General features: G+C 30.6%; 14 protein-coding genes. 1 reads left to right on the top strand and 13 read right to left on the bottom strand.

Going from position 1 to position 17,264, the window contains the following annotated elements; translation table 11 throughout:
- Positions 1 to 107 precede the first annotated feature (107 nt).
- The 12 genes from H0I27_RS00315 to H0I27_RS00260 form a co-directional block, all read right to left on the bottom strand.
- Entirely contained in the window at positions 108 to 1,700 is a 1,593-nt protein-coding gene (locus tag H0I27_RS00315; RefSeq protein WP_218731973.1) for a SulP family inorganic anion transporter, read from the bottom strand.
- An 80-nt stretch (positions 1,701 to 1,780) separates the two neighbouring features.
- Positions 1,781 to 2,074 (bottom strand): hypothetical protein, encoded by a 294-nt coding sequence (locus tag H0I27_RS00310; RefSeq protein WP_218731972.1) that lies wholly within the window; start codon positions 2,072 to 2,074, stop codon positions 1,781 to 1,783.
- 53 nt (positions 2,075 to 2,127) lie between these two features.
- The gene (locus H0I27_RS00305) at positions 2,128 to 2,886 is read right to left on the bottom strand and encodes an SH3 domain-containing protein (protein ID WP_218731971.1); all 759 of its coding nucleotides are present in this window, start codon (positions 2,884 to 2,886) and stop codon (positions 2,128 to 2,130) included.
- A gap of 58 nt (positions 2,887 to 2,944) precedes the next feature.
- Entirely contained in the window at positions 2,945 to 4,711 is a 1,767-nt protein-coding gene (locus H0I27_RS00300; RefSeq protein ID WP_254713116.1) for a BatD family protein, read from the bottom strand.
- Positions 4,712 to 4,843: 132 nt separating this feature from the next.
- Entirely contained in the window at positions 4,844 to 5,686 is an 843-nt protein-coding gene (locus H0I27_RS00295) for a tetratricopeptide repeat protein (protein ID WP_254713115.1), read from the bottom strand.
- A gap of 282 nt (positions 5,687 to 5,968) precedes the next feature.
- Positions 5,969 to 7,363 (bottom strand): glycosyltransferase family 2 protein, encoded by a 1,395-nt coding sequence (locus H0I27_RS00290; protein ID WP_218731970.1) that lies wholly within the window; start codon positions 7,361 to 7,363, stop codon positions 5,969 to 5,971.
- Between the two features lie 313 nt (positions 7,364 to 7,676).
- The gene (locus tag H0I27_RS00285) at positions 7,677 to 8,723 is read right to left on the bottom strand and encodes a VWA domain-containing protein (protein ID WP_218731969.1); all 1,047 of its coding nucleotides are present in this window, start codon (positions 8,721 to 8,723) and stop codon (positions 7,677 to 7,679) included.
- Between the two features lie 28 nt (positions 8,724 to 8,751).
- On the bottom strand, positions 8,752 to 9,114 hold the full coding sequence (locus H0I27_RS00280) for a four helix bundle protein (RefSeq protein WP_218731968.1): 363 nt from the start codon (positions 9,112 to 9,114) through the stop codon (positions 8,752 to 8,754).
- A 46-nt stretch (positions 9,115 to 9,160) separates the two neighbouring features.
- On the bottom strand, positions 9,161 to 10,165 hold the full coding sequence (locus H0I27_RS00275) for a VWA domain-containing protein (RefSeq protein WP_218733718.1): 1,005 nt from the start codon (positions 10,163 to 10,165) through the stop codon (positions 9,161 to 9,163).
- Positions 10,152 to 11,069 carry a BatD family protein gene (locus H0I27_RS00270; protein WP_218731967.1) on the bottom strand — a complete coding sequence of 306 codons (918 nt, stop codon included), beginning with the start codon at positions 11,067 to 11,069 and terminating at the stop codon, positions 10,152 to 10,154. The genes H0I27_RS00275 and H0I27_RS00270 overlap by 14 nt, the downstream gene beginning before the upstream one ends.
- Before the next feature lie 20 nt (positions 11,070 to 11,089).
- Positions 11,090 to 11,959, bottom strand: a complete 870-nt coding sequence (locus tag H0I27_RS00265; protein ID WP_208890772.1) for a DUF58 domain-containing protein — start codon at positions 11,957 to 11,959, stop codon at positions 11,090 to 11,092.
- 96 nt (positions 11,960 to 12,055) lie between these two features.
- Entirely contained in the window at positions 12,056 to 13,045 is a 990-nt protein-coding gene (locus H0I27_RS00260) for a MoxR family ATPase (protein ID WP_218731966.1), read from the bottom strand.
- Positions 13,046 to 13,243: 198 nt separating this feature from the next.
- Here H0I27_RS00260 and H0I27_RS00255 point away from each other — a divergent pair, with 198 nt between their 5' ends.
- Complete coding sequence (locus H0I27_RS00255; RefSeq protein WP_218731965.1) at positions 13,244 to 16,120, top strand: TonB-dependent receptor; 2,877 nt, start codon at positions 13,244 to 13,246, stop codon at positions 16,118 to 16,120.
- 97 nt (positions 16,121 to 16,217) lie between these two features.
- Here H0I27_RS00255 and H0I27_RS00250 read toward each other — a convergent pair whose 3' ends face one another.
- Positions 16,218 to 16,976: a UDP-2,3-diacylglucosamine diphosphatase gene (locus H0I27_RS00250; protein WP_218731964.1), complete on the bottom strand. Its 759-nt coding sequence runs from the start codon at positions 16,974 to 16,976 to the stop codon at positions 16,218 to 16,220.
- Positions 16,977 to 17,264: the final 288 nt, after the last annotated feature.

Here is a 17,264-nt window from a genome sequence, read left to right as displayed (position 1 = left end):
TTTCAATAATTATTTGTTTTAAAATTTAGCACCGTTATCTATTACCTTACAGTATTTGTAGTTTAGATGCTATTTGGTTTTTATATTCTTTTTTAGTCGACTTAGTTTTAACTTAAACTAATACTAGACTTTGGATTTTCCTTAAAGAAATTAATAAAACTTTTTGGGTTTTCTACTGTTCCTCGTTTAGATATAAGTTTAATGTCAATATTTCTTTCTTTGGCTTTGTATAAAAAGTCTTCAAGAATTTCTATAATATCATTATCTAAATACCTTGTTTTAATAAGGTCTATTTCCAAGTAAGAATCTCCAGGTAAGCTGTCTAATTCTTTTAAAATTGCTCCTTTATTAAAGAAAGTTACTTCTTCTGCTAAGGTCATTTTTATCTTATGTTTACCGTTACTATTGTCTTCAATGTGAAGAAAGTGAGAGTTTTGGTAACTTTTTAATAAGATCACAACAATTCCTACTAAAAGACCTAAAGCAATTCCTGATAATAAATCTGTAAAAACAATACCTACAACCGTAACTATAAAAGGAATAAACTGTTTCCAACCTAATTTATACATTTGTTTAAAAAGAGCTGGTTTTGCTAATTTGTATCCTACAACTAAAAGAATTGAAGCTAATACGGCTAATGGAATTTTATTTAATAAAGTAGGAATTAAAACTACTGATATCAATAATAAAATACCGTGTAAAATGGTAGATAATTTTGATTTTCCGCCAGATTGTACATTGGCAGAACTTCTTACAATTACTTGTGTAATTGGTAATCCACCAATTAAACCAGAAATAATGTTACCAGTTCCTTGTGCCAATAATTCTCTATTGGTTGGTGTTACATTTTTGTCTGGATCTAATTTATCACAAGCTTCTACACTTAATAAAGTTTCTAAACTAGCAACCAAAGCAATCGTAAATGCTACAATCCATACTTCATGTTGAAAAATAACTGAAAAGTTAGGAAAACTAAACTGCCCTATAAAAGAACTTAAATCCTCTGGAATTGGTACACTTACCATATGTTTACTAGCAATTGAAAGTGTTTCATCACCTAGAGTAAGCGTATAAAATATAATTCCTGCAACCACAGCAATAAATGGGCCTTGTATAACTTTAAATATTTTTGCTTTCTTACTTAAAATAATGTCCCAAAAAAGTATAATTGCTAAACTTAAAAAACCTATTAAAGCAGCTCCTGGGTTTATGTTACTAAACATTTTAACAAGCTCAGAAAATGTATTTCCACCATCAATTTCAAAAAACTCTAGATCCCAAGCAGATTCTTCATCATAACCAAAAAAGTTTGGTATTTGTTTTAATATGATGATAATTCCAATACCGGTTAACATTCCTTTAATTACTGATGAAGGAAAATAATAACCAATAACTCCTGCTTTTAAAAAGCCAAAAATTATTTGAATAATTCCACCTAAAACTACAGCTACTAAGAAGTTTTCATAACTACCTAAAGTAGCAATGGCAGTTAATACAATAGCTGCTAAACCTGCTGCAGGTCCACTAACACCAAGCTTAGAGCCACTTAGTCCTCCTACAACAACACCACCAACTATACCTGCAATAACTCCAGAAAATAATGGTGCACCACTTGCTAATGCAATACCTAAACACAATGGTAATGCTACGAAAAACACTACAATACTTGCAGGTAAGTCATTTTTAATATTTTTAAACATATGTAATATATTTTTACTCTATTCTTTTTAGAGTAGAGCTATTTGTTAAGTTTTATAAATTTTGTTTTTTTGTACAGAAGTTATAGTACAAACTTAGGTGGAGGAGTAACTATCTTTGGGTATTCAGAAATGTAGTTTTTAGATCTGTAACGTACATTTTTTATCTTCTGATTTTTTCTAAAAGAGATAGAAACATCAGAATAAGGAATAATTTTTACTTCTTTTAAAGTGTTTTTTCCATGATTTTCTTCTTCCTCATTCATGTTAATTAAGACAGAAATGTCTTGGGTACTGTCAATTAAACTAATTACTGTAGGCGTAATTAATAGGGAGGAAAATATCAATATAAAGAAAAGTGCTACTTTAACTTTCAAGTATTTTTTTTGCGAATTTAAGAAAGCTTTTTGTATTTAGTGTTAAAAAAAAATTAAATATCGTTTAATAACTTAATGTCTTCAGCGTGTATCCAACCTAATCTACCATCATTAATTTTAACTTTTTTCCATTCATCCACGCCATCTAAAACTATAATTTTAGTTCCCTCGTGCAACGTAAATATTTCCTCGGAGTTTAATGTAGGTGCATTTCTAACGTCTGTTTCTTCTGCAAAAACGATAGCTTCTTTATTGTTAAGCGCAAAATTATATTGATTATAAGTGATAAATAATGATGCAATAAGAAGTATAAAGCTAATAATACTTGTTGTAAAATAGAACCTTTTTTTAGTAGGTCCATCAGCAAAATAAAAGAGTAAAAATAAGAAGCTACCTAAAATCGAAAATACTACAACTACTATTGCCCATTGGTTGTAAGATAACTTTTGTAAATAATTTGCTTTAAATTTTTGTAAAACAGTTTTTGGCAATTCTTCTATATTATCTAATGCTAAACGTTGTGCAAAAACCAAGTTGTTTTTTACATCAGCATTTAAAGGATCTAATATTAACGCCTTTTCATAATAATAAATAGCTGGTCCAACTTTGTTAAGCTTGTAATAAGAGTTACCTAAATTGTAATACAATTCTGATGATACTAATTCTTTAGTTTCTATTTGTTTGTAGAACTCAATTGCCTCGCTAAATTTACCATCTTTGTATAAAATATTTGCAGAAACAAATAAGCTATCTACATTTTGTGCAGTAACCGAATTGGCAATTATCAACAATAAAAAAAATATTCTTTTCATTCGAAATAGTCTATATTGAAATATACTTAAAAGGTTTTGAAGCCTTCTAGGAAATAGGTTATAATTGTTTATCTAATTGAACAATAACTTGTTTAGCACGCTCAAATTCAGCTTCCATTTCTGTATTTGTTATCTGTGAGTAACGTGCCATATCAGAATGTTTTAAAACTTCTATAAATTGAATAATTGTTGTTGGTTCAACTTTTTTATTTTCTAAAATTTCTGTAATTTTTTCTTTACTAATATCTGCTGTTTCAATACCTAATTTTGCTTTTAGGTAGTTGTGTAACGCTCTTTCTAAGGCTTCGTAAAAAGCTTCTTTTTTACCTAGTTGTTTTTGCGCTTCAGACAAATATTTTTTAGCTAATTTTTCTGCTTTTCTTAATTTATTTCCAATAAGGTCATTACTTCTTTCTTCTGCTTTTTTAGCAATAAAAACACCAATAGGAATTGTTATTAACGGCAACAATAACAAAATGTAAAACAAGTTAGACTTAAAGAAATCTTCTGTGTCTACAAGTTCTAAATTACTTTTTGTTTGTATGTATCTAAAATTATTACCTGTAGAAACCACATCTTGTTTTTGCGTAGCATTTGTATCTATTGCAGGTTTTAATTCTTTTCCTTCTAAGACATCTACAAAGAAATCATCTGTTGTAATTGTATGGTATTTTCGTTCATTTGGGTTAAAATAAGAGAAAGAAACATTCGGTATTTTATACTTTCCTTTATATTGTGGAACTACGGTATATAAATCTGATATTTCACCAGAAACTCCACTAGAATTTACCTGAACTTTTTCTTTTCTTTCTGGTTGATATTTTTCTAACTCAACAGGAGTTGTTACCTCTGGTAATTCAAACAACTTTAAATTTCCCTTACCAGAAACAGCCACTTTAATTTGAGAGCTTTCATTTGCTTTTAAAACCTCTTTACTTAGAGTAACATCAAAATTAAAATCACCAACGGCACCTGTAAAGTTTGTTGGTTTCCCTTGTAAAGGAAGACTTCTTGGGTTAATTACTTTTTTAGCCGATGCAAATTCTTTTTGTACATTTCTTGTAATTACATTTCCAAAAAAATCTGCTCTACCTGTAGGAACGCCTATAACAATATCCATTTTCATGGGGTCTATTGTTAAATTCCCTGTTTTTGTAGGTATCAATAATGCTTTCTGAAGTACAATGTATCTATAATCTTCGCCATTGTATTTTCCCATTTTTACAGGGTAATTACTTATTTTAATGGCTTGGTTCCAAAAACCATTATATTGTGGTGCTTCTGTAACATTAGTATCGTACACACTAACATTTTCGCTAACATACAATCTATATTCTACATAAATACCTTCTCCTACATAAGGTCTAGATTTAGATATTTCTGCTACTAAATGAATGTTTTGTTGTGCAATATAATTTGGGTCATTTGGGTTTTTAGGAATATCTACAGCATCTAAAACTATAATTTTTATAGCTTCAGATTTTATGGTTTTACCAGAAATTTTAATACTAGCTTCTCCAATAGTTAATTCTCCCTTTTTATTTGGTTGAAGAACGTAGGTGTAAGATTGTGAAAAACTTGTTTTTCCATTTACCCAAGACTGACTAACAGATTGACTTGGGCCACCAACTACTTTAAAATTTGTAAACTTAGGAGGAGAAAAATTGTCTCCACCTTGTTTATTAATGGTAAACTCAATTCGTAAACGTTGGTTTACTGCCAATTTATTTTTACTTACAGTTGCTGTTAGGGTAGCTTCTTGAGCAGCTACAAAAGTGGTTACTAAACAAAATATAAGCATAAAGGCACCTCTAACTTTCCCCATTTGTGAGAGCCACTCTTGAGTTTTATTTATTATTTTAATTTTATAGGTATTCAATTTTGTACTTATTTTTTAAACAAACTAATTTTTAGAATATGATGTACGCTAGCTTCAATTAAGATTAAGGGTAGTTTTCTACCAATCTTTTTCTTGTTTTACTTTTTTGCCTTTCGCTTTTTGAGCATTCATTTTCTTTTGAGTTTTCTTTTCCTCGTTATTTAAGCTTTCTAACAATTGCTTTACTTGTTCTGGAGACATTTTTCCTGGTTGAGGCTTAGGCTTTTCTTGTTCCTTTTTCTCATCTTTTTTAGGGTCTTTATTCTTATCTTTTTCATCATCTCCCTTGCCGTCCTTATCCTTTTGGTCTTTTTGATCCTTGTCTTTATCCTTATTTTTATCTTTGTCGTCTCCTTCTTTCTTATCGTCTTTGTCTTTCTTGTCCTGATCTTTTTTATCCTTGTTGTCTTTGTTTTTGTCGTCTTTATTATCCTGATTTTCCTTTTCTAGTAAGGATTGAGCAACGGCTAAATTATAACGAGTTTCATCATCATTAGGGTTGTTTCTTAACGAATTTTTGTAGGCATCTACAGCAGGTTGATATTGTTTTTGCTCCATCATTGCATTACCAATGTTATGGTACGCTTCTGCTTTTGTAAATTTATCTTTTGCAGTTTCTGCGGTTAATTCGTATTGTGGTACCGCTTCTTTAAAATTATTATTTTCATATAAAGCATTACCTAAATTGTATGATGCTTTATCGTATTTTGTATTATTTGCTAATGATTTCTGATACGCAACTGAAGCATCTGTAAATTGCTTTTTATTGTATAAATCATTTCCCTGTCTTAACAACTTTCTAGCTTCTCGTTGTAAGGCAATAGAGTCTTTTTGTGCTAAAATTTCTTTCGGTGAAAATAGCATCAAGAAAACGATAAGGATGTACTGTAAGATCTTCATGTTATCTTTAACTTCTTTCATAATTTGTATCTTTTTACATAAAAGTAATGATTACAAAAGTAAGGTATTCAAAAAAAGAATTTTGTTAATAAGTTGTTATTTTTAAGGAGCCTAATATTCATTGTTTTAGGTTGCTTTTAATGAACTTATTGTATAATGAAGTGGTTTGGGATGAAAAGTATTGTGTTTAATTTTCTACAAATAAAAACATCCAGTTTGCTCTATAAAAGAGCCTCCTGGATGTTTTCTTAATAATTCTACAAAATAGGGGGTAGAATTATTTATATGTTGTTTTTATGCTACTTAAGCGGCTATTTCTCTAGTTAACCAACCACTTTTTCCTGCTGTTGCAATGGCATACGGAGTAATCCAGAACAACCCAAAAGTATATAGTATACTATATGAATACGCCCAAAATGCTTCTTTAAAATCATATCTTTTTGCATAAAATAGTACTGGAAAAGTAGATATTATTAAAATACTTAATAACGTAGAGCTTATAAATAATGCTGGATGTGCAATTATAAAATATAACATAAATATTAAGAAAGGATAAGACATAATCATTTTAATTGATTGTGTAAAAAATAATAATCTAGATCCGAACTTGTTTCCTTCTTTAAAGTTTGTAAATACAAATTTAGACATTGCAATGTTTTCTCTAACATTACTTCTTCCCCATCTAATAAACATCTTATATAAACCTTTATAATCTTCTGGTACATTTGTGTAAGCAAAAGCATTTCTTTGAAATAAAACGCTGTAACCTTGCTTTAATATCATGTTAGTTAATGCTCTGTCTTCTCCAATATCAGAAGCTTTCCCCATAAATTTTTGATCTATCCACTCTGGCAAACAAGCAAAAACAGCGTTTGATCTATAAGCAGCTAAAGCACCAGGAGTACATAATACTGAGTTTAAACTACTTTCAGCAGAACGTTTAAATTCGAAACTCATTACAAAACTTACATTTAGCATTTTTGGTAATAAAGCTTTTTTATTATTCAGTACTTGAATATTACCAGCCACTGCTCCACATTTTTCATCTACAACTAATGGGCTTACTAGGTTACGTAGTGTGTCTTCCTTAACGATTGAATCACTATCTACTGTAACAAAAATTTCTCCTGTTCCCATATTAAAACCACGGTATAAAGCATGACGCTTCCCCATGTTTTTAGGCTGTTGCATAATGGTTACTTGATCTCCTAAAATTCTTTTAGCTTCTTTCATCCACTCCCAAGTATCATCTTTACTACCATCATCAATAGATAATAATTGTAATTTTTCTTTAGGATAATCACTTTTAGCTAAACTTTTTAAGGTAGCCCAAACTTGCTTCCCTTCGTTATACGCTGGTACAATAACGGTAACTGTTGGCAGTTCTTCATCACTTACAGACTCAATAGGTTTGTATTTAAAATATAAGTATACATCGTAAAGAAAGGTTAATGATGTAAAAACAAATAATACAGCTGCAAGATTAAAAAATACAGCTCCGAAACTATTGTTTAATCTTTCAAAATTAAATTTTGAAAAATCATCTTGTAATAAATAAACTGCAAAAGCGGCACCAATCATTATAACAAATGAACTAACAAGAACAATAACCGCTCTAAAGTTAATTGGAGAAGTTTTTCTGTCTTCTATAGAGAATTTATTATTATGTAATTTTAAATTAAATGCTGTTGATTTCATGATGGTGTTTGTTTAGGACTTTTTGTACCAAGATTAAATCAATATATGTACCATTAGTGTATGTAGCTTGTTTATAGTAGGTTATCTTTTTTGAGTATTTTTAAGTGTGTATTATTTACCCATTTTATGGGTAAAAAGTATCCTTATTTAATGAGTGGAAGATTTTATTGTGTAATTGATAAAGTTTTTTCTAACAAATGAAATAAAATAAATGAGCTGATTAAAATTATTAATCAGCTCATCTAAAATGTAACTTTATAAAAAGGTTGTAATTTTTAAGAGATTTCCTCGTACCTCGGAAGGAATAAAGGCGTTATTTCTTCTGTTTTTCTTCATCAAACAAATCTACTTTTCGCAACCATTTGGTTTTCTTGTCAAATAATAAAATATCTATCAATAAGAATAGTAATCCGATAGCTACAAACCATTGAAATTGGTCTTTATAATCGGAGAATTGCTTTGTTTCGAATTCGCTTTTTTCAGCATTAGCAATAATATCAGCAATCACTGTTACTGGTTTTTCTGTAATGTTACCATCTATGTAACTGCCATTTGCAGCATCTGCAATGCCTTGTAGAACATCTGGCATGCGTTTGGTGAGTACAGTTTCTCCTTTATTGTCTTTTTTGTAGCCAATCATAGTACCGTTTACTCGCATAGGAATTGGACTTCCATTTTCTAAACCTACACCAATTGTGTAAATCTTTACCCCCTCTTCGGTTAATGTTTGGGCTACTTGTTTTGTTTCTTCTTGATGATCTTCACCATCAGAAATAATAATTAAAAAACGGTTTGTTTGTTCGTCATTATTATAATAAGTTTTTGCTAATTCTAGAGCTCCATTGATGTCTGTACCTTGACTAGAAACCATATCTGGATTCGCATTTTGTAAAAACATGTTTGCAGCCGCATGATCTGTGGTTATTGGTAAAAGCGGGTATGCATTTCCTGCATAAATAATAATACCAACTCTATCAGAACCTAATTTATCAATAGTTTTAGAGATAATTTGTTTTGCTTTTTCTAGTCTGTTTGGCGCAATATCTTCTGCTAGCATACTTTTAGAAACATCTAAGGCAAATACAATATCTACACCTTCTCTTTTTACGGTTTGCAATTTGGTTCCCATTTTAGGGTTTACTAACGCAATTACTAAAAAAGTAATTCCTAAAAGTAAAAATACCAGTTTTAAAACAGATTTAAAAGTGGATGAATTTGGAGCTAAATTTTGAAGTAAATTTAAGTCAGCAAATTTTTTCTGTGTTCTTTTTTTCCACCATAAAACCAACAAGAAAACAACAATCATTGCTGGAATGATTATGAGCAGGGAAAAATAAACGGGTTCTTCTATTTTGTACATTGTTTTTAATGTGTAATCGTGTAATTGTTTATTTGTTTAACTGTGCTTTGCGTAGAGCATTTAACATGTTAGATATTTTATAAATTTTCTTACGCAAGTCATTATAAATTTCTTCGTTTATAAATTGAAGTTTATGACATAAAATTATATGATTTAAAACTTCCATAGTTGAACTAAATGCTATTGTTGAAAAATGTGCTTTGTCTTTATTTGTAATTCTAGATGTGCCTTCTGCTATATTTGCTGAAATTGAATTTGAAGCTCTTTTTAATTGACTTGTAATTCCGTATTTTTCATCAGTAGGAAAGTTTTTGGTAATACTATAAACTTCAACAGAGAGATCTATATCTTCTTGCCAAACCTTCAGCTTTTCAAATGAAAATATATACATCTTTTTTACATTTACACGATTAAACAATTCAACAGTTACACTTGCTTTAAATAAACGATTTAAATAACGTGTTTCTCAACATAAATTCTAACAACAAGAATCCTAATCCTAAAAAGATAAAAATTCTATATTTTTCTTGATAATTGTAATATTTAAATTCTTCTATCTTCGTTTTTTCAAGCTTGTCAATTTCGTCATAAATTTCTTTTAAAGACTCATTATCTGTAGCTCTAAAATATTTACCTTGGGTTTCTGTAGCTATTTCTTTTAGCAATTCTTCATCAATTTCTACGGGCAACTTTCTAAATTGTAATTTTCCTGTTCTTGGGTCTTTACTGTAAGGAAAATCTGCCATTCCATTAGTTCCTAATCCTATCGTGTAGGTTTTAATTTCTAGTTCTTTTGCAAGTTCTGTAGCTGTTCTTGGGTCTATGTTACCAGTGTTATTTACACCGTCTGTTAATAAGATAATAACCTTACTTTTTGCGGTGCTTTCTTTTAACCTGTTTACAGCAGAACCTAATCCCATTCCAATAGCTGTTCCGCCTTCTAATTGTCCCCATTGAAGTTCGGAAATGGTTCGTTTTACAATCCCTTTGTCGCTTGTAATAGGTGTTTGTGTAAAGCTTTCTCCGGCATACACAACAATTCCTATTCTATCGTTTGGTCTTCTATCTACAAAATCTATGGCTACTTTTTTAAGCGCTTCTAATCTGTTCGGTTTTAGGTCTTTTGCCAACATACTTGCAGAAACATCAATTGCCATTACAATGTCTATCCCTTTATTGCTTTTTGTTTTTTTACTGACAGAAACATTTCTCGGTCTTGCTAAAGCAACAATAATTGCTACTAAAGCTAATATTCTTAAAAGATATAAAAGTGGTTTTAATTTTGATAAAAGCGAGTCTGTTTTAAACCCCTTTATACTTGGCATTGTTAATACTGCAGCATCTTTTTTGCGCATAAAAAAATGCCATACTGCTACTAGTGGAATTACAATTAGCAACCACAAAAACTCCGGATTATGAAACTCAAAATTACTCCAATTCATCATTCTCTTCAATAATTGGTTTAGGTTTTAAATTACTCACAATATCCTGAGCATCTTTTCTATCTTCTTCTATTTCTAAAGCTAAAGGTTTCGATTTTGCAAATTTCACCAAATCTGCTTCTCTTAACAAATCTCTTAATTTTTTAATAGTATCTTCTGATGTTTGTATGGTTTCTGCATCTTTAAAGTCTTTTAGCATATCTAATACCTCATCAGTTGTTTTTTCTAAAGCAGGTACTTTTAATTCTCGCTCTATATAACCACGTACAATTTCTGTTAATTCAGAATAATATTCTTTTACCTTATTGTTTTGCCACAATAATTTTTCGTCTAATTCATTTAACTTTAAAATAGCTTCGTCATAAGGAGGCATTGCTTTATAAGTATCTTCCTCTATTTCTTCTTTTCTTTTTCTGATAACAAACCAATAAATCCAGAAACCGATAATAGCTAATGCTGCTAAAAGTATGTAAACGTATATTTTAAAATCGTCAAAAGTATAAGGTTCGCTTTTAATAGATTTTATTGGAAATTTTTTCACCTTAGTTGTGTCAATAGCAATGGTGGCTACATTTACTAATAATGAATCTGTTAAAAATGCTTGGTTTTTTACAAATATTTGTTGTTGCGGAATGTAAAATGCACCACTATCAAAACCAGTTAGTATATACTTCCTTATTAAAGAGTTTTTTATAGTATCTACTTGAGTAGAATCTATAATTTCTAAACCTTTTAATTGTAATTTGGGTATGATCACATTCTGAGTGTCATCAACAGTAATCTTTAAATTGAATTGTTCACCAATTCTAATATTAGTGGTGTCAATTTCTGCTTTTACCTTTGATTCTTGTGCAAAACCTATGGTTGAAACGAATAGTAGTATGTAGAATAGTTGTTTTTTCATTTTTAAGGGTAACTGCGTTACTATCTTCCTTTATGTTTAAAATAACCTAATAATTTTTTTACGTAGTTTTCATCAACTCTTGTGTTAACAGTACCTGCGCCACTTCTTTTAAACATGTTTAAATAATAATCAGACAAACGTAAGGCATTTGCTTTGTAGCTAGTTCTTACAGATTTTGATGCAGTGTTTATTAATTGTACATTGCCTGTTTCTGAATCTAACATAGGTACCATTCCTAAATTAGGAATTTCTTCATCGTGTTTATCAAAAACTCTTATTCCTGTTAAATCGTGTTTTTTAGCCGCAATTTTTAATGTTTTTTCATAATCATCATCCATAAAATCGGATAACATAAAAACAATTGCTCTTTTTTTCATCACACTAGATAAAAACTTTAGAGCAGCAGCAATATTGGTTTTTTTACTTTTTGGCTTAAATTCTATTAGCTCTCTAATGATACGTAAAACGTGGCTTTTTCCTTTTTTAGGAGGAATAAAAAGTTCTACATCATCAGAAAATAAAATTAAACCTACTTTATCATTATTCTGAGTGGCAGAAAAAGCCAAGGTTGCAGCAATTTCTGTAACCGTATCTTTTTTAAATTGTGTTGATGTTCCAAATAATTCAGAACCAGAAACATCTACCAAAAGCATCATAGTTAACTCTCGTTCTTCTTCAAAAACCTTAATATAAGGTTCATTGTAACGCGCAGTAACATTCCAGTCGATTGCTCTAACATCATCGCCAAATTGGTATTGTCTTACTTCAGAAAAAGTCATACCACGTCCTTTGAAAGATGAATGGTATTCACCTCCAAAAATATCATTAGACAAACGCTTTGTCTTAATTTCTATTTTACGAACTTTTTTAAGTATCTCCTTAGTTTGCAACGTGTAATTGTTTAATTGTTGAAGCGTGTAATTGAATCGGTTTTTTTAAACATGAGTAAGCAACTGCCAACTGTAACTGTTTTTACTGCCAACTATCTATGGTACTTCAATCTCATTAATAATTGAATTGATAATGTCTACAGACGTTACATTTTCTGCTTCCGCTTCATAAGTAATTCCTATTCTGTGACGTAAAATATCAAAAACAACTGCTCTAACATCTTCTGGTATTACATACCCTCTTCTTTTGATAAAAGCATAACATTTTGCTGCTTTAGCAAGGTTGATACTTCCCCTTGGTGATGCTCCGAAACTAATTAAATCTTTTAATTGTGGTAAATTATATTTTTCTGGGTAACGCGTTGCAAAGATGATATCAAGAATGTATTTCTCAATTTTTTCATCCATATACACTTCATTAGCCACTTCTCTTGCTCTAATAATTTGTTCTACAGAAACTACAGGATTTACTTTAGAAAATCCGCCAGATAAATTCTGACGCATAATAATTTGTTCGTCTTGTAATTTTGGGTAGTCAATAACAACCTTTAGCATAAAACGATCTACTTGTGCTTCTGGTAAAGGATATGTCCCTTCTTGTTCTACAGGGTTTTGAGTTGCCATTACTAAGAAAGGTTCGTCTAACTTAAAAGTAGTGTCTCCAATAGTAATTTGGCGCTCTTGCATTGCTTCTAACAAAGCAGATTGCACTTTTGCAGGTGCTCTGTTAATCTCATCTGCTAACACAAAATTTGCGAAAATTGGACCTTTTTTGATCTCAAAATTGTTTTCTTTCATGTTGTAAATCATGGTTCCAACAACATCTGCAGGTAATAAATCTGGTGTAAACTGAACTCTACTAAAAGAGGCTTGTACCGCTTTAGACAATGTATTAATTGCTAAGGTTTTTGCCAATCCAGGAACCCCTTCTAGCAAAATATGACCGTTTCCAATCAATCCAATTAACAAACTTTCTATCATTTGTTTTTGGCCAACAATTACTTTATTCATTTCTAAAGTAAGAATGTCTATAAAGGCACTTTCTCTTTCTATTTTTTCATTAATAGCTCTTACATCTACATCCATTGTAATATTGTGTTAGGTGTTATTTTTTACAGGAACAAAGCTACAATAATAACAAAATTATTGTTGTTAAAAGAAGGTTAAAGATGTCTATTTTTTTAATTTATAAAAAGAGTTATAGTATAAAGAAATTGTTAAAATATTGGATTTTTAGTTTAAAAAGGCGATATTTAGAGATAATAACTTTAAAAATACTTTAATATGAAAGAAAATTACTTATTAAAAAACGTAGTGATCACTTTGTTATTTATGTTGCCTTTGGCTATGGTAGCACAAACTATAAAGGGTAAAGTTACAGATTCATCTGGTGGTGGTTTGCCATATGTAAATGTTATTGAAAAAGGAACAACCAACGGATCGGTTACAGATATTAATGGAGAGTTTTCTGTTACTGTAGAAAGTTTACCTATTAAATTGGTAGTTTCCTCTATGGGATATGCTTCTAAAGAGGTAAATGTTACAAATACCTCTTATTTAACAATTTTGGTAAATGAAGATAATTCTTTAGAAGAAGTTGTTGTAATAGGTTCTAGAAACCCTAATAGAACTGCTATAGATTCTCCGGTTCCAATAGATATTGTAGATATGAAAGAATTGGCTGCATCTTCTCCACAAGTAAATTTAAATCAGATTTTAAATTTTGTAGCTCCGTCATTTACGTCTAATACACAAACAATTTCTGATGGTACAGATCATATAGATCCAGCATCTTTAAGAGGTTTAGGACCAGATCAGGTTTTGGTATTAATAAATGGTAAAAGAAGGCATACTTCTTCTTTAATAAATATTAATGGAACTTTTGGTAGAGGTTCTGTTGGTACAGATTTAAACGCTATACCTGCAGCATCTATAAAACGAATTGAAGTTTTACGTGATGGAGCAGCGGCACAATATGGTTCTGATGCTATTGCGGGTGTTATTAACATCGTTTTAAATGAAAGCGTAAATGAATTAGCTTTAGTAGTAACTACTGGTGCTAATTTTAGTAAAAATGCCAATGGACAAACGGGAGGTGTAGACGGACAAACTACCAATATTAGTGCAAACTATGGATTGCCAATTGGTGATAAAGGTGGGTTCATTAACTTTACAGGAGATTTTGATGTAAGAGAAGCTTACAACAGAATGAAAGATTGGGAAGGAACAATCTTTAATTTATATAATACCGTTGAAAGATTTGCAAATGATGATGGTTATGATTTAACCAAATTATTAGATAATGATGTTAGTGATGTTATACAATATGCAAATCAGGCTGGTATTAATTTAAATGGAGCTACCACAAAGACACAATTACAAGGTATTTTATCAGGAGATAATACAACTGCAGAATTAGCAGCAAGAGGTTTAGAAAGTAAAGACTTTAACATGAGAGTTGGGCAGTCTAAAGTACGTGGAGGTAGATTTTTTGCCAACTTTAAATTACCTCTAGATGATAATGGTACAGAATTATATTCCTTTGCTGGTTTAGGGTCTAGAGATGGTAATTCTGCTGGTTTTTATAGATTGCCAAACCAAAGTAGAACATACACACCTGCTTACATTAATGGTTTTTTGCCAGAAATTAATTCTACTATTTCAGACAAATCTTTAGCAGTGGGAATAAAAGGTAAGATTGGAGAATGGAATGTAGATTTTTCAAATACATATGGTAGAAATGCTTTCGATTATATGATTGGTAATACATTTAATGCATCTCAAGGAAATGCTTCTCCAACAGTTTTTGATGCTGGTGGTTTTGCTTTTGCTCAAAATACCGTAAACTTAGATTTAAATAAGTTTTATAAAAACACTTTTCAAGGTTTAGGTGTCGCTTTTGGTGCAGAATATCGTTTAGAAAATTATGAAATTACTGCCGGAGAAGAAGCTTCTTATACTCAGTATACAGCAGTAGGTGAGGCAATTACCTTATCATCTCAAACGCCTTTATTAGACTTTTTTGATGCAGCAAGACCAGGTGGTTCGCAAGTTTTTCCAGGTTTTAGTCCAAGTAATGAGTTGTCTAGAGGTAGAAGTAGTATTGCTGGTTATTTAGATTTAGATGCAGATTTTTCTGATGCTATTTCGTTAAATTTCGCAACACGTTTTGAAGATTATTCGGATTTTGGTTCTACCATAAATTTTAAATTAGCAACTTTAATTAAAGCTTCGGATAATTTTAGAATTAGAGCTTCTTTTAATACTGGTTTTAGAGCACCTTCTTTACATCAATTAAACTTTAATTCTACGTCAACTATTTTTGATCAGAATGGAGATCCACAAGAAGTAGGTACTTTTTCTAATGATAGTAGAGCAGCTCAATTATTAGGTATTCCTCAGTTAAAAGAAGAGACTTCTACCAGTTTTAGTGCAGGTTTTACTGCAAAATTACCAGAAGCTAATATTACTTTAACTTTAGATGGTTATGTTGTTAATATTGATGACAGAGTGGTTTATACAGGTCAGTTTGCAGGTCCTGGTACTGGCACAGAATTAGATAATTTATTGGCACAAGCAAATGCTTCTGCAGCGTCTTTCTTCGCAAATGCAATAGATACACAATCTAAAGGAGTAGATTTTGTAATTACGCATAAAGCAGATATTGGAGCTAATTCTAGATTAAAAACAGATTTATCTGCAACTTTATCTAAAACAGAACAGGTAGGAGATATTAATGCATCTACAGTTTTAGAAAATGCAGGCTTAGTAAGTACTTATTTTCCTGAAGATAGTAGAGTGTATTTAGAAGAAGCAGTGCCAAGAACGAAGTTAAATTTAACAAATAGTTTTACAACAGGTAAATTTAATATCTTTTTACGAAATGTATATTTTGGTGAAGTAACAGAGGCTACAACAGTGGTTGCAAACCAACAGGTATTCAGTTCTAAGGTGGTTACAGATTTATCTTTGGGATATAAAGCTACAGATGCTTTAACGTTAACAATTGGTGCAAATAACTTGTTTGATATTTATCCAGATATGGCAGAAGCTTCTTTTGGTAACAGAAGTGATGGTCGTTTCGATTGGTCTAGAAGAGCACAACAATTTGGTATTGGCGGTAGATTTCTATTTGCAAGAGTAAGTTTTAACTTAAAATAAATGAATTATTTTTATATTTAAAAAGCGGCAACTTGCCGCTTTTTTTATGTCTATTATTTTATAAAAGTATTTAAACTAAATCAGTGAAGGTTTATTTTTATGCTTTTAATAATTTAAAATCTTTATCAAACTCACCATAAGTAAAATACTGAATCCAGTCTCCAAGGTTTACATATTTACTGTTTTCTTGTAGCTCTATTTCTAAAGGAAGGTGTCGGTGTCCAAAAACAAAATAATCGTAATGTTGTTGGGTTAGTTTTTCTTTGCAATACAATACCAACCACTCGTTTTCATCACCTAAATATTTTGCATCATCATCACCAGAAATCAACTTGTTTTTTACAGACATATAATGCCCTAAACGTACACCAATATCTGGATGCAACCATCTAAACATCCATTTGAATAATGGAAATGTAAATACTTTTTTCATGCGTTTGTACCCATGATCTCCAGGACCTAAACCATCTCCATGACCAATTAAAAACTTTTTATTGTTGATTAAAAACTCTTGTGGTTCATTATAAACGGGGATATTCAGTTCCTTTTGGAAATAATCGTTCATCCATAAATCATGATTTCCGATAAAAAAGTATATCGGAATTCCAGAATCTTTTATTTCTGCTAATTTCCCTAGAACTCGTACAAATCCTTTAGGAACTACGGTTTTGTATTCGAACCAAAAGTCAAATAAATCGCCTAATAAAAAAATGGCTTCTGCGTCTTTTTTTACTTCATCTAACCAAGCAACAAACTTTTTTTCACGAGGAAAACTAGCTTCTGGTGTTGGTGCTCCAAAATGTTGATCGGATGCAAAATAGACTTTTTTATTTTCTGAAGTTGTTATAGAAATCAAGGAGTTGTTTATTTATATCGGTAAAAATAGAAAAACTAATTTATAAACGGGTGAAAGGCTTTAAAAAGGTTGGGTACTAATTTTATTTAAAAAACGAAAAACATCTCGATACAATTTTGTGGTACCACTGTTATGAGACTTCTCAATATTTCGAAGTGACAAGCTTTGTGTTTTTTTTGCGTTCAGTTTTGTTTCCATCCAGTTTTGTTATTTCTACCTTTTTGGGAGAAATCACATATAGTTTGGTGGTTGTTGTGGTATCACTGTTATGAGATTTCTCCTATTATC

The organism is Polaribacter sp. HaHaR_3_91 (assembly GCF_019278525.1).
GTDB lineage: Bacteria > Bacteroidota > Bacteroidia > Flavobacteriales > Flavobacteriaceae > Polaribacter.
This window is presented reverse-complemented; position numbering and strand designations above follow the sequence as displayed.

Bases quoted from the DNA above. Each gene is read 5' to 3' on its own strand.
- H0I27_RS00315 (WP_218731973.1), bottom strand. From the start codon at position 1,700: ATGTTTAAAAATATTAAAAATGACTTACCTGCAAGTATTGTAGTGTTT.
- H0I27_RS00305 (WP_218731971.1), bottom strand. From the start codon at position 2,886: ATGAAAAGAATATTTTTTTTATTGTTGATAATTGCCAATTCGGTTACT.
- H0I27_RS00300 (WP_254713116.1), bottom strand. From the start codon at position 4,711: ATGGGGAAAGTTAGAGGTGCCTTTATGCTTATATTTTGTTTAGTAACC.
- H0I27_RS00295 (WP_254713115.1), bottom strand. From the start codon at position 5,686: ATGAAAGAAGTTAAAGATAACATGAAGATCTTACAGTACATCCTTATC.
- H0I27_RS00290 (WP_218731970.1), bottom strand. From the start codon at position 7,363: ATGAAATCAACAGCATTTAATTTAAAATTACATAATAATAAATTCTCT.
- H0I27_RS00285 (WP_218731969.1), bottom strand. From the start codon at position 8,723: ATGTACAAAATAGAAGAACCCGTTTATTTTTCCCTGCTCATAATCATT.
- H0I27_RS00280 (WP_218731968.1), bottom strand. From the start codon at position 9,114: ATGTATATATTTTCATTTGAAAAGCTGAAGGTTTGGCAAGAAGATATA.
- H0I27_RS00275 (WP_218733718.1), bottom strand. From the start codon at position 10,165: ATGAATTGGAGTAATTTTGAGTTTCATAATCCGGAGTTTTTGTGGTTG.
- H0I27_RS00270 (WP_218731967.1), bottom strand. From the start codon at position 11,069: ATGAAAAAACAACTATTCTACATACTACTATTCGTTTCAACCATAGGT.
- H0I27_RS00260 (WP_218731966.1), bottom strand. From the start codon at position 13,045: ATGGATGTAGATGTAAGAGCTATTAATGAAAAAATAGAAAGAGAAAGT.
- H0I27_RS00255 (WP_218731965.1), top strand. From the start codon at position 13,244: ATGAAAGAAAATTACTTATTAAAAAACGTAGTGATCACTTTGTTATTT.